Genomic DNA, 13,660 nt, shown 5'->3' with positions numbered 1-13,660 from the left:
AATGCTGATTACACTGTCATAAATGATGGTTATGGCAACTTAATGCTGCCATAACCTAGTCATCTGATCAGACGCTACTCAAATTGCCAGTTACCATTTATACGCTCTTCAACCGTTCTAGTAAAAAATGCTTCATATTCTTCCACATTAAGTGATCGGTATGCCTCTACAAAATCTTCCCATTCTGCCTCAAAATCAGCCGGATCGGACAATACAATTCTTGGATAATGTCGTTTTAATACCTGATCAGACTCTTCAGAGAAAATATCTACTGCAGATCCAGGCGCTACGTTCGCACTCCAAGCTGGATACCATGGACGTTCATCCGGAAGTGAGAATAATTCCGAAAAAGTTTCAATTCCATATGCTTCTAAATACTCATGATCTGATTCGCGATATTCCATGGAAGCCACTTCAGGTTGTCTTCTTGGCTCAATAGCATTTCCATCAGAGAATGTTCCGTTAATTCTTGGCCAATCCCACGAAAATACCGACATGCCAAATTCCTCTTGGAACTTTTGCGGACGTACAAGGTCTATTTGTTCTTGTGTTCGATAGAATCGTCCATTATCATCCACTTCATAATGTTCACCCTCTATTCCCCACATAATGAGACGCTGATTTTCTTCTTTGATCATATTATCCCAATATTGAACAATACGCTCAGGATTTTCCGCATTGACCGTTATCCCTGTTCCTCGATTTTGAACAAATGCTGGTGGATCAATATATTGATCTTTTATTCCTTCATCCATCACAATTGGCAAAGCCATAAACTCATTATCTGGCTCTCCAGCTTCTTCAAGAGCATTTCTTGCATCAGCAAAGGCCCAGCCGTAATCAAAGAATCCTAGTACACTGCCCGATGAAAGCTTAGCCAAATAATCATCGTCATTCATCACAAACATTTCTTGATCCAGATAACCTTCTGCATTTAATTCATTTAACATTCGCAAATAACGTTTGGCATATTCAGAGTCTCCATACACGGTTGCCTCATGTGTTTCCATATCAACCATAACGCCGCCATCATTTGGAAAACCGGCTAAATGGTTAGGTGCATTCGAAATTCTAAAAAACCCCTGATCATGTCCAATTCCTGTAAATGGAATTGTCCTCATGCCATCGATTTCCGGATACTCATCTGCATAACGTTTAATAAGGTCGAAATACTCTTCAATGGTTGTCAACTCTGGAAAACCATATTCCTTGAGCACTCCTTTTCGAATCCAAAATGCGCCTTGATCAATATTAGCCATTGGTTGATATTCATTAATTTCTGCTCCAAATGGAATGTAATATATATTCCCGTCTGGATACGTAAATCGGTCAAGGTATTCACCATACATTTCTAAAATATTCTGACCATGCTCTTCTAATAAATCATTTAATGGAATAAAAGCACCTGCATCAACTAGTTGGTCTTCTGTGCCTGCTGCTACAACTACATCTGGATAGGTACCGCCTGCCAGCATGACACCAATTCGCTCATTAAGATCACCTACTAAGTGTTCCACTTGAAAATTCACACCTGTTTCCTCTTCAAATATTTTTCCAATTACCGTCTCATTAGTATTTACATCTCTTCCTGATCCACCAATAAAGTAATGATAAGTTACACCATCGTCACTATCAGCAGCCGTATCCTCTTCTTCGCCAACACAAGCGGTTATCATTAATAACACAGCGACCAACAAGATAGATAAAAACCCCTTCTTACCATTCATTTGTTAACTCCCCCTTTCATTTCATGTAACTCGCTCCCAATATTGTAAGCATTTCAATTATAGCGCTTACATTTAATAAGATCACCATACTAAACTATAGGCAATTCCTAAATAAATTTAGATTCCAAAATAAAGTATAAATTCGTTCAGTGGGTTTCACCGCACATGGTGTGCTAGTGCAGGCTTCGCAGATTTAGTCCATTTCCTCTTAGTTGAATCAAGCGAGCCGTTACTGGCTGGTGTTTCTTCCACTTAGACATGACAGGTTCCCTTATTTTTCGAAGCGGGAGGCTTACAGCTAGTTACACAGCGCTAATTTTTGCATAAGCACAATGGAGCAGCCACGCTAAAGCGTAACTACTCCACTTTTTCTATCCTATTACTATCATATCTTATGGACATTACTGCCAAAAAAATGAATATATCATTCTGTTCTATGATTTGCTATCATACCTTTTCTTTGACATAGGCAGGAGTATCTTAATCATCGTTCCTTTTCCTAGAGTTGAGATGATAACAAAATCAAAGTTATCCTTATAATAAAGCTTTAAACGATAATATACATTCTGTACCCCGACACTTTCGCCTATTTCATGATTAGTTTCCAGTTTGTTCATGATATGATCCACTTCGGTTTGACTCATTCCAACTCCATTATCAGAAATTACAATTTCAAGAAAAGAAGAGAGGGAGGTAATCCCAATCGTAATGCGACCTTGCCCTTTAATTGCTTCAATCCCATGAATACTAGCATTTTCAACGAACGGAAGAATGGACAGATTCGGTATTTTACAATCCAAAACATCCTCTTCAACAGAGATATCAAAAATTAGTTTTCCTCCAAATCGGTATTTCTGAATTTCTAAAAATGCTCTAATTAAATGAACTTCATCTTTGACTTCTACCCAGTCTTTTCCCCAGGTGAGTGCATTACGAAAAATACCTGCCATATCCTCAATAATTTTTGCAGTTTCATTCTCACCTTTGATTACACTTCTCATTCTGATGGTTTCCAATGCATTAAAAAGAAAATGCGGATTAATTTGACTTTGTAACGCACTGAGCTGTGATTGCTTTTCTTTTAAAGCTAAATCTTTTTTCTCAAGGTTTGTCTTATATACTTCATTAAATAACACATTTATTCTTCTGGTCATACGGTTAATTTGCCCTGCTAATTGACCAATTTCATCATTAGATTTAATATGTGGGTACTCTTCAAAGTTTTCCTTTTCAATTTTTTTGCTGTGTCGTAAGATTTTATTTAAACGGACATTAAAAGATCTTGATATATATACAATCAACATAGTGGGTAAGATGAAATTGATGATACTCAGTATGATAATGTGTCTGCTGGATTCAATTTGTTCTTTGGTAAATACGGCTGAATCAACCACAGCGATGATCGTCCAGCCATTAAGATATTTATCACCCAGACCTCTTCTGACAACAATATCATCAGAACTAATCTTCACATTCTGAAACAACGGTAACTCATTTTTCCAGTCTATTTCATCGTCATTGGAATAGATAATGTGGTCAGTCTCATCAAGCAGATAAAAATCTCCTTGTAAAGTGACTTTATTAAAAATTTGTCTTACAGATAAGGAATCTATATTCACTCTCACAATTTTTTCGTACTGATTATAGATACCATAATAATCCATTTGGTGATACAAAGCTAAATGAATATCTCCTATTCTTGAATTGTCAAACTGAATAAAAGGCTCTTTATTCCGTGTTAACCTTTGGTACCAATCTGATTGTCTCTGTTTATCATCTAGCATTTGAACACCACCCGTATAGATGACGGAAGTATTATCGGTGTAAAAAGTGATATCTTGTACCGTATTATATAGCGGGAAAGTTCCTCGAAGCGGCCTCATTAGGAGATTATACGTTTCCAAATATTCAATATCACTCTCATAATGATAATCCAGGAATTCATACATACTTGTATCTAAATACATACTTGTTGCTAGCCCCATTACTTGATCTGTCAATCTTGCAAATTCCTCCTGTGCCTGATCTACGACAAGATTGATATCGATTCGCTTTTGTTCTAGAAATCGCTCTGTGCTCATATGATAAAAAATTAAATTAGAACCTACAATTGGTATAAAAACAGATAAAAAATAAACAATTAAAAATTTATTTCTTATCCTTAAATCATTAAATGAATGTATAAGCTGCTTCATCATATTGATTCAGCCCATACACTAGCGTGTTTGATGAGTTGAAAAAAATTTTTTGGTCATTACCCTTATTTTTGATAAAAAGGATTCTTCATTATTATTGATCCGCCTTTTCTTATTTTCAATTCGTCTAAAAGCATGTGTGCTATTCCACATAATTAACCAGCTCAGTACACTCACTGCAAAAAAGGGAATGAGACCTGGAAATAGATATAACATGTACAAAGCAATAGCCAGACTGACAAGAGTTGAAATTAACGTAAAAGGGGTTGTAAAAGGAATGATAATGGCAACCATAAAATAGCGAAAAAATGTAAGTTCAAAATGAACGAATATGGGAAATAAATAACACAAAAGAAAAAAGTAACATACCACTGTAATATAAAAAAAGCCTGACAACAATGTATGCTCCATTCCAGAACTAACGGACAAATAATTAACATTGAAATATAATACATATCCGATTACTACCAGCGTTATTCCTAACATATTAGCTTTGAAGAAATTTTCTTTGAAAGATGTCCAAAAAACCTTGAAGATAGGTATTTCTGAATCTCCAAGCAGCCACTTGCGGTTCACCGCATATATCGAGGCCGTAGCTGGGAAAACACCGAAAACTCCCAAACCTATAAGCGTGAAAAATATCCATAGTATATTTAGATAAGCTAAACGCCATATCCATTCCATTATTCTATAGAAACGTGTTGAAATAAATCCGTAATTGTTATTCATATAACCATTTCCCTCCTTTATATCGTATTCACTATACCATATAATAAAACGCTTTCAAACATAAGAAGTATAGGAGTTATTTTAAAAAATAAAGCTGGAAGTGTGTGTTCAAAAGGTCGATAAAAAGGACCATCATTGGTTAAATTCACAACATCGTGTTGCAACACTGATACTAGTACGTCCTGTACCTCGAAAGTTCAAGGCGGTGCAGCTTTGAGCAGCGGGCTTGAACAGGAATTGTTGACTGCTGCGTTACCCACACGATGTGGGTGATCTTAGTAGAAGTTCCTCCATCGCCAACTCCGACATTCAATGTGTCATTTTTATTGGGCTTTTTGAATATCCTCTTAAAAACTTTTCCTTTTCACCAGATTAGTTTTGTAATTGATATCTCTTCAGCTTGATTCATCAGACATTGTAACTTACTCAGCTCTTATTCATTCATTCGCTGCCGATATTTGGACGGGGTTAGTCCCACTTTTTTCTCAAATTGAGTGACAAAGTAGTCTGGACTTCCAAAACCAACTTTCTCTGCTACTTCATAAATTCGCATATCACTTTGTCTAAGTACCTTCTTTGCCTTCTCAATTCTAACCTGCAGAAGATAATCCTTAAAATAAATCCCATACGTTTTTTTGAATAATTGTCCTAAGTAAACAGGATTCATGAAGAATTCATTAGCTATTTCTTTTAATGTCAGATTTTCATGATAATGCTTATTAATGTAGTGCTTAATCTTATATATATCACCTCGATATTTTTCTTTGTTTAACTTTGCCAGACTATCACTTGTCTGTAATGCATAATACTTCATTAGCTGGCTTAATTCTCTTAACGTTAGTTTTCTCCATGCAGAATGTGCAATTGAATTGATATCAACAGTTAGTTCCTCTCCGGCTGTTTCATGGATCAAAGCTTCTACTTCCTTTTCTAATCTATAGATAAACAACCGCACACCCTCAAGAGACAAAGCGATGGATTGAACTTCTGCCGCCCAATGATCTATTTGTTTTTCGATTTCTTCTTTCTTATTTTCCTCGATGTTTTCAATTAACTTCCGAATGATGTGATAATTTAATGGTTTATTTAATTGACTCAGCCTTTCAAGGTTTTCATCATAAATTAATGTGGATTGATCCAATTGTACATATCGTCTTGCGCTGGCAATCATTGCTGTGCGATAGGAATAACGAATCCCTTCCAATGATTGTCCAAGCTTTCCAGCAAAGATAAAGATACGCTTGTCCAATTGCTGAGTTATATAATTTCTCAGCCGTTCTAACAGCCAAGATAATTGATCAAAATGATTTGGAAGATGTTTTTCTTCAAGCAGCACACCAAAACCTTCCTTTTCGATAGGATGGAAAAAAATATTTTCATCCTCAAAAAAATCAATCAATACTTTCATTATGCTTTCATCAATCATGTCGTTCTCTTTATGATCACCAGTATCAATAATTAGATAACAATTGAATTTATTTTCTGAACGTGTGATTTTAATTAATTCTTGTGGAGTAGGAGGTTCACCATTGATGATAATTCGTTGATAAAGATGATAATTCACAAAACGCTGGCTTACTTGTTCCTGTATTTTAGCTTGTGCCATAATAGTTGTTAAATCTAGCAGAACTGTTTCTAGTTCTTGCTTGTCAATCGGCTTTAAAATGAAATCAGTAACACCTAAACGAACTGCTTGTTGAGCGTATTCAAAATCGCTATAACCACTAATTATAATAAACTTAGGCACCTTTGAAGCTTGCTTTTTCACTTGTTGGATGAGCTTTAATCCATCAAATACAGGCATGCGGATATCTGTGAGAACAACATCAGGTTCTTGCTTTAGGATAATCTCTACTGCATCTTCTCCATTACTTGCCTCCCCAACGACCTGATAATTTATTTTCGACCAATCGATTAATGTCATAATCCCCTGTCTAACAAATTGTTCATCATCAACCAAGACAATTCGATTCAAGATACCTCTCTCCTTTTTGTAAGCGTCTCCAAATCATCTCTAGTTTTTTTCATTGTTGTCCATTTTATCATAAGACATATAAATTCTCGGTTTCAGTCTACACTTAATTCAATCATTGCACTAAGGTATCTGTCAAGAGGCTTTTATATAAACACACCCAACCATTATGTTGCTTAATAAACTTAATGGAGTTTTTTTAGCTACAAGTTGAAAGGGGCAGAGTCAACCAATTAATAACAGCAAGAAATCTAAGGCGTTTACCACCAAATGGCGATATACCTTAGATTCCTTTATCTCTGCTGTTTCAATTCTGTTCGCACTCCGGCATATTTGTGATAAGTTATCTCCGTTCCATCACATTAACCCCTATTCCCATACATAAAACACTCATCAGTAAAAGAACGGCCAATGGCTGGGTTAGGTCTGTTAAACCATGCCCGTACATCGTAATACCTTTTAAAGCCTCCATCGCATGCTTGACTGGAATTACTTCTGCAATAACGAGCAGCACCCGACTGTTCACTACTTCAAGCGGCCAATAAGCTCCGCCAAGCATGGCCATACTAACTGATATAATAGGAACAACGGCGCTTAATTGGGATGACTTCTTAACCAGACCGGTCAATAGCATACCTAGAGCTACAATGGCTAATGTATAACAAGCACAGATCAGTAATACCGCCGGCCAGTTACGACCAATGGTAAAGTCAAAGAAGAGTTCAAACATCAGAAACACCACACTTATCTGCAGCATCCCGATGAAAAAGGCAAAAAGTAAATGTCCCAGATAAACCTGCCATTTACGCACAGGGGACAAAATCAGTCGATCCCAGCTTCCGCGCTGTTTTTCTTCTGCTACTTCGCCCAAACTAAACACAATCGTATAGATGGCAAAGAACAATGTCATACCGAATAAGGCCTGCAATTGGTTATTGTATACAAACACCGCTTGTTCGGATTCACCCATCTGACCATCAACTACTATGGGCGGATTTTCTAAGGCTGCCGTAACCTGTGCTTTTTCTTCTTCACTAGTTAATCGGTCCATTTGTAATTTTTCCCAATAAACAGAGCGCAAATGATTATCAACTAAGCTTTGGTAAGGATTCTCCGTACTTCTGACAAAGGTATAGTGGTCATTTGATAATTGCAGACCGAAAGACACATCTCCCAGCACAATGGCCTCACGCATCTCCTCCAATTCCTCCTGATAGAAGCTAACACCTTCCATCTCTTTCAAGGCTTCATTGAGCTCTGCCTGTTCTGTTTCGCTTACCTCATCCGTAAAATACACAGGTATAGATAGTTGATCATCACCTAAATTGGCTCCGCCTATAAAGAACACAAACATGGATGTCATGGCAATCATGACCAGAACCATAAACGGCCTCCGCCTTAAGCGCTGCCACTGTAATAAAAATATATCTTTCATGTTTGCAACCTCCTTTTTGGAAAGACCAATACACTAACAGCAAATAAAAGGGCAATAATGAAACTCAACCTGCCGATATACGGCAATAAATCAGCAAACGGCATACCTTGATTAGCAAGCATAAATATCTTCATCGTTATACCATTTGGTGTCCACTCTCCTAATATCTGAATAATACTTGGAAAAATAGCCGCTGGAAAAAAACTCCCCCCTAAAAAGGACAAAATGGTCACCAGCCCAATCGAAAATATTTCCTGCAAGGATTGTCCCTCAAAACGAACAGTCAATGCAATCAACAAGCTTGCAAGTGCCCCAACAGCCAGCCCATACATTAATATAGTCAAGAACATATACAGAAGAATAGTTGTTTCGAAAGGCTGAAAGGTTCTTAGAACAAGTGAGCTTACCCCTAATAGTAAGCAAACCTGTATCCATACTAAAACAATGACAGCCAGTACCTTTCCTATTAAATAAGTTAAAGGGTGCTTACCGCTTAATAAGATACGATTGACAACTTTTTGATTTAATTCATTATGTGTCTTCGCCGCCATCGTTGAAGCGATAAATAAGGCAAACATTGCTGCCATCCCTAATGTGTAGTATTCCATCGAAGAAATCGGTTCTCTATCCATTACGGTTTCTTGTCTGCTTATTTCCTCCATATCAATAACAGGCAGCTCATCCATCAGCACCTGTGAAAAGGCATTGTTCACATTCATCGTGTTGGCAAACTGTTCTATAATCGTCTGAAAAATATCTCCTGCCATATGGTTATCTTCTGACTTGGTAACGGTCAATGTACTCTGCACGTTCACTCCCAGCAGCATATTCTGCAGTGACTCGTACGTAAAGGTTTCCGGAATGATCATTACAGCTTCTACTTCCTGATCTTCCAGTGCCTGATTTGCTTCCTCCTCTGTCATCATCGTTACTGTTAACACATCACTTAAATCCTCTTCCATTACTTCCAGCAGAATAGATTTAGGTGCCAGCTCTTGAGCAATTCCGCTTAATTCCATCGGTAAAGAGGCTGCTTCGATATCTTCTTGTATTCGTTCTATCCCTGCTCGTTCATCATCTTGATCCACAACAGCTACGTCTAATTCCACGCTGGGATCATTCATAAACCCTCCTAGCGCAAAACCAAGAATAGTGATTAAAATGAACGGCATTAACAAGATCACAAGCAGCTCTGTAGGATCTCTCCAGAGCAATTTCATATCTTTGATCCAAAAGTCAAACATCCGGCTCCCTCCTAATCTCGTAATTTACGCCCTGTCAGATGCAGGAATACATCTTCTAATGACGGAATGGTAATATTGATGCCATTCACCATCACATCGTGTTCTTCCGCCATTCGAAAAATAGCTGTCAACGGGCGGCTATCCTTGGAAATAATCAACGTTAATCCTTTTTCGTTTGTTGTTACTTTCAAGATGTCGTTGTGTTCTGTTAGCGCCTCTTGAAAAGCCTTTGATGGTTTATCTAAACCTAATTGAATCGTTTCCTCTGATGATAGTATACTAATCAGTTCAGCCTTGGAGCCTGTTGCGATCACCTTGCCATGATCCATAATATAAATCCGGTCACAGAGCCGCTCGACTTCTTCCATGTAATGGGAGGTATATAGCACTGTCATCCCTTTTTCTTCTTTCAATTGCTTCACCATATCTAAAATATAACTTCTTGATTGAGGGTCAATTCCCACTGTTGGCTCATCCATAATAATAATCTCTGGTTCATGCAGGAGGGCAACAGCAATATTAATCCGGCGCTGCATTCCTCCCGAGTACTTCTGCACTTGTTCCTTTTGCCGGTTAGCCAAGCCTACCAATTCCAATACTTCCTGTGCCCGTGCCTCTAATTTTTTACCGCGAATACCGTAAATTTTGCCAAAAAATTTCACATTTTCATAAGCAGATAACTCTTTATACAGTGCAATTTCCTGAGGAACAACACCAAGAATCGGCCTGATGTTATTCGGTGATTTCAAGATATCTTCGCCATTCCACATCACCGTTCCTGAGGTTGGCTTGAGCAAGGTCGAGATCATGGAAATAAGCGTTGATTTCCCAGCACCATTAGGACCAAGCAGACCTACTGATTCTCCTTGTTTTAAATAGAAATTGACATCATCTACTGCCGTTGTTTTCTTATATACTTTGCGTAATGACGTTGTTTCTAACATATACACCCACTCCTTAACCTATTGATTTCAATTCCACTCCCATTTATAACAATGAACTAATTAAAATATACGTGAAAAAGGACAGTGCCAACACTGCCCTTCGTCATTATTTTTTACCAAAACCATGACTTCCGACATATATGCCTTTCTAAAACGGATTAGCTTGGCACAAACCATCCATATCCATTCAAAGCCAACGACTCCAGCACACACCCTATTTTACACATAATCATTCTGAATCGCATAAATAGCCAACTGAGTCCGATCTCGCAAGGCTAATTTATCCAACAACTGGCTGATATGATTTTTTACCGTACCAACAGAAAGGGCCAATTCCTCGGCCATTTCTTTGTTGCTTTTCCCCTCCCCAACAAGGCAGAGGATATCGGTCTCCCGCTTGGTCAAATGGATTAAAGCCGACTGCTTCGGCTTGTTTCTTTCTAACAAATGAGGCACCACTTTCCTGGCTACATCGCTCGGTAGCTGCAATCCACCAGCCAAACACTCTTTTATAGACTGGATAAGATGGCTGGCATCAGCATCCTTTAGTAAATAACCACTTACCCCAATCTGTAAGGCTTCAATTGCGTACTGTTCATCATTGAAAGTCGTCAGCATCAATACCTTTGTCGATGGAAAACGCTGCAGCAGCTGTTTAGCTGCTTGGAGACCATCCATCTCCGGCATTCGAATATCCAATAAAGCTATATCGAAGTGATACAATTCTCTTAATTGAAGAGCCTCTTTCCCATCGCGCGCTTCCCCTTTCACATGAAAAGTCGGCTCTGTCTCTAGCATTAACTTAATACCTTGCCTGACAATAGCCTGATCCTCCGCAATCAAAATATCTGTCATTCTGTTTCCTCCTTTAATTGAAGCGTTCCACGCACAATAAACTGCTGTTGATAGACTCGAATCTCTAACTGTCCGCCTATTTGGGCGAGCCGCTCTCGCATCGATTGCAGTCCAAACCCCTCTTTTACTTCTTCGATATCATGGTCAATCGGATTGGTCACCTCAAAGCGAAAATAAGTCAGGCCAGGAGCCTCCAGTACTATCTCCGCTTCCCGGCCATTACTATGCCGCATTACATTCGTCAGCGCCTCTTGAATAGCTCGATAAATAACACTCGCCTGTTCAGGTGTCAGCACAACTGACAGGGCATTTTGTCTCATAGAAAAGGTAATCGACACATATTGTTCAGCCTCTAGTTTTCGAATTAAATGGATAATGGCCGCCATCCCTGTTGTATGATCCTCACGAAGCGCCCTTACTGCCTTGCGCGTTTCCGCTAGGCTTTCTTGTGCCAATTCTTTAAGTTCGTCTAATGGAGCTTGGTTATCTCGCAGCCGTAATATTTCTATCTTCATCAATAAATTGGTCAATGTATGACCTACTCGATCATGAATTTCGCGACCGATCGAAACCCGTTCCTCTTGCCGTGCATGTTGATCTCTTGTCACAGAATCACGCTTCATATTACGGTATGTTTGCAGTAAAGCCTGATAACGCACCTCTAAATCCTCTATCCGTTCATGATTATTCTGGTAAAAATAGGCCGCTGCATATACAGAAACTGCAACTACTATCATTAAAAATAGAAATGTCGGATTCATGGAGGAATAAACCAGCAATAGAAAAGAAACTAATAAGGTACTTACCAATATGTATACTGATTTAGAACGAATCTGATGAACAATAGCAACTAATGCAAAGCCATACATTATAATCACAAAAGGGTTAATGTCCTTCTCCAACGGCAGACAGAAGGTGATCGTGATCACAACAATTAACCCGTACCACAACCACGGATACAGCCTGGCAGCAATCGAGGTAAAAAAGAAAATAGAAAAAAAGACCGCAGCACCCATAAACAAATACGTCAGGTTTCCGCTATGATAACCGACGTCATACCAAATTGCACCGCACCAAGCACAAAGCCATAACAGCAACCACATCCAGAATACCAATCCCCAAAACCCTCCTTCTTACTCGTTACCTTTAATATATCATACCTGTTCATGAATACTCCCATCACTTAACTTCTCCCAAAATTTGAAATGGGGGTTTCTGGGGTGTCGACTTTCAAGATGACGATTAACCACCAGTGGAGTTGACACATTGGTGTGCTGAAAACACCAACCCAACTCCGCTATCCCATTTTGGGATTACTTTTATTGTACAACCAAAGATGCCGGTCTCCGTAAAGCCTCCATACTGGAAAAACTGGGATGAAACGCCTCTTTAAAAACTTTCCGCATGATATTTGCGGCTCCATTTACATCTGCGTTGATGCGCTCCCTGTTTTTCGATAGGTAAAGGCCACGTTTGATACGCTCCCTGAAAATATGTCTTTTTTATGGGGTTGGCCATAAACAGGGATTTCATCGTTATCAAGAAAGCTAGCCTTCGACGTATAAGATTCTTCTGTCCACATCACGGTTATCCCATGTTTCTCTGCTTTGTATGTGATCATTTGAATAAGCAGGCTGTGCAGGATGACTGTAAAGGACTGGTTATTCCTTTTCCCCATTGTCGATTGTTGTTTCCACGTTTTATTTTAACCGATAATGATGGTATCAATGTCCTCTTCCAAAGCAATTTTCATAATTTGAAAACTAGCTTTATGAAAGAGATCTTTGATTTGAAGAAATCGCTTTTGGCTGATTTTCTCCAAACGTTTGGATGTAAAGAGGCCCTCGTTTGCCTGTATTCCTTGTCGAAGGATGCCCGTATAATTAGCTTTTAGCTGATTATATCGTTGATTGACAGATTTGATATTTTTGCCCTTCACTAAAATTGGCCTTTTGCCCGTATCGTGACAATGGTTGCAAGATTATCCATACCTAAATCAACAGACAAATAACGGTTCTTGGATTCTTTTCTCTCTGCTTCTGCAGGGAACTTGAAAAACTAATTCCACGACATAGTGGCCATACTTTGGAACTACCCGAACCTGCTTGAGCTTTCCTTCTGAATACCCCAATTTCCCAATATTCAGACGCGCTTTTGTTTGAGGAAACTTTAAGAATTTATTTGCTTTTATGACAAAATCCTGGTTTGAAAAGAATATTTCTTTTTCTTTAGAACGACAATATGACGGTATGTTGGGACGAGCTTTAAATGTTGCAGGGTTCTTTTTATATTCCTGCAAACTTCCATAAAAGGATTTCCAATTTTGAAAGACCGTTGTCATGATGCCTTGACTCGATTGGATTGGTAAGGACTGATAATCAGTCTGTTTCATCGATTGTTAACAACTTTTTAGTGACAGTTTTTATTGTACTTATGTGATTGGGAATTTCTTTAGATTTCCTTAACGGCTAAAAGTTGAAATATTAAAATCACCAATTCAGCTCCCACCTGAAATTCTATGGAATTTTTGAAGAAGGAGTCCTCTTGGCTAAAATGATA

At 38.4% G+C, this 13,660-nt stretch carries 9 protein-coding genes and 1 pseudogene; all 10 read right to left on the bottom strand.

What is annotated here, in order from left to right:
- Nucleotides 1-74: 74 nt before the first annotated feature.
- Nucleotides 75-1,727, bottom strand: coding sequence for an extracellular solute-binding protein (locus JOD18_RS10330; RefSeq protein WP_204668945.1), 1,653 nt, complete (start codon nt 1,725-1,727; stop codon nt 75-77).
- A gap of 434 nt (nt 1,728-2,161) precedes the next feature.
- Nucleotides 2,162-3,925 (bottom strand): sensor histidine kinase, encoded by a 1,764-nt coding sequence (locus JOD18_RS10325; RefSeq protein WP_239588050.1) that lies wholly within the window; start codon nt 3,923-3,925, stop codon nt 2,162-2,164.
- A gap of 18 nt (nt 3,926-3,943) precedes the next feature.
- Nucleotides 3,944-4,651 carry a YesL family protein gene (locus JOD18_RS10320; RefSeq protein WP_204668944.1) on the bottom strand — a complete coding sequence of 236 codons (708 nt, stop codon included), beginning with the start codon at nt 4,649-4,651 and terminating at the stop codon, nt 3,944-3,946.
- A gap of 433 nt (nt 4,652-5,084) precedes the next feature.
- Nucleotides 5,085-6,626 (bottom strand): response regulator transcription factor, encoded by a 1,542-nt coding sequence (locus JOD18_RS10315; RefSeq protein WP_204668943.1) that lies wholly within the window; start codon nt 6,624-6,626, stop codon nt 5,085-5,087.
- Nucleotides 6,627-6,966: 340 nt separating this feature from the next.
- Nucleotides 6,967-8,058 carry an ABC transporter permease gene (locus JOD18_RS10310; RefSeq protein ID WP_204668942.1) on the bottom strand — a complete coding sequence of 364 codons (1,092 nt, stop codon included), beginning with the start codon at nt 8,056-8,058 and terminating at the stop codon, nt 6,967-6,969.
- Nucleotides 8,055-9,302 (bottom strand): ABC transporter permease, encoded by a 1,248-nt coding sequence (locus JOD18_RS10305; protein ID WP_204668941.1) that lies wholly within the window; start codon nt 9,300-9,302, stop codon nt 8,055-8,057. Before JOD18_RS10305 ends, JOD18_RS10310 begins: the two co-directional genes overlap by 4 nt.
- Before the next feature lie 11 nt (nt 9,303-9,313).
- The gene (locus tag JOD18_RS10300) at nt 9,314-10,246 is read right to left on the bottom strand and encodes an ABC transporter ATP-binding protein (RefSeq protein ID WP_204668940.1); all 933 of its coding nucleotides are present in this window, start codon (nt 10,244-10,246) and stop codon (nt 9,314-9,316) included.
- A 219-nt stretch (nt 10,247-10,465) separates the two neighbouring features.
- On the bottom strand, nt 10,466-11,101 hold the full coding sequence (locus JOD18_RS10295; RefSeq protein ID WP_204668939.1) for a response regulator: 636 nt from the start codon (nt 11,099-11,101) through the stop codon (nt 10,466-10,468).
- On the bottom strand, nt 11,098-12,216 hold the full coding sequence (locus tag JOD18_RS10290) for a sensor histidine kinase (RefSeq protein WP_204668938.1): 1,119 nt from the start codon (nt 12,214-12,216) through the stop codon (nt 11,098-11,100). Before JOD18_RS10290 ends, JOD18_RS10295 begins: the two co-directional genes overlap by 4 nt.
- A 204-nt stretch (nt 12,217-12,420) precedes the next feature.
- Nucleotides 12,421-13,499 (bottom strand): annotated as a pseudogene (locus JOD18_RS10285) (RNA-guided endonuclease InsQ/TnpB family protein); the annotation flags it as partial.
- Nucleotides 13,500-13,660 lie beyond the last annotated feature (161 nt).

This window comes from Gracilibacillus alcaliphilus (assembly GCF_016909015.1).
GTDB lineage: Bacteria > Bacillota > Bacilli > Bacillales > Amphibacillaceae > Gracilibacillus > Gracilibacillus alcaliphilus.
Note: the sequence above shows the minus strand (reverse complement) of the source record. Positions and strands in the feature narration are given on the sequence as shown.

Bases quoted from the DNA above. Each gene is read 5' to 3' on its own strand.
- JOD18_RS10300 (WP_204668940.1), bottom strand. From the start codon at position 10,246: ATGTTAGAAACAACGTCATTACGCAAAGTATATAAGAAAACAACGGCA.
- JOD18_RS10320 (WP_204668944.1), bottom strand. From the start codon at position 4,651: ATGAATAACAATTACGGATTTATTTCAACACGTTTCTATAGAATAATG.
- JOD18_RS10310 (WP_204668942.1), bottom strand. From the start codon at position 8,058: ATGAAAGATATATTTTTATTACAGTGGCAGCGCTTAAGGCGGAGGCCG.
- JOD18_RS10325 (WP_239588050.1), bottom strand. From the start codon at position 3,925: ATGATGAAGCAGCTTATACATTCATTTAATGATTTAAGGATAAGAAAT.
- JOD18_RS10295 (WP_204668939.1), bottom strand. From the start codon at position 11,101: ATGACAGATATTTTGATTGCGGAGGATCAGGCTATTGTCAGGCAAGGT.
- JOD18_RS10305 (WP_204668941.1), bottom strand. From the start codon at position 9,302: ATGTTTGACTTTTGGATCAAAGATATGAAATTGCTCTGGAGAGATCCT.
- JOD18_RS10330 (WP_204668945.1), bottom strand. From the start codon at position 1,727: ATGAATGGTAAGAAGGGGTTTTTATCTATCTTGTTGGTCGCTGTGTTA.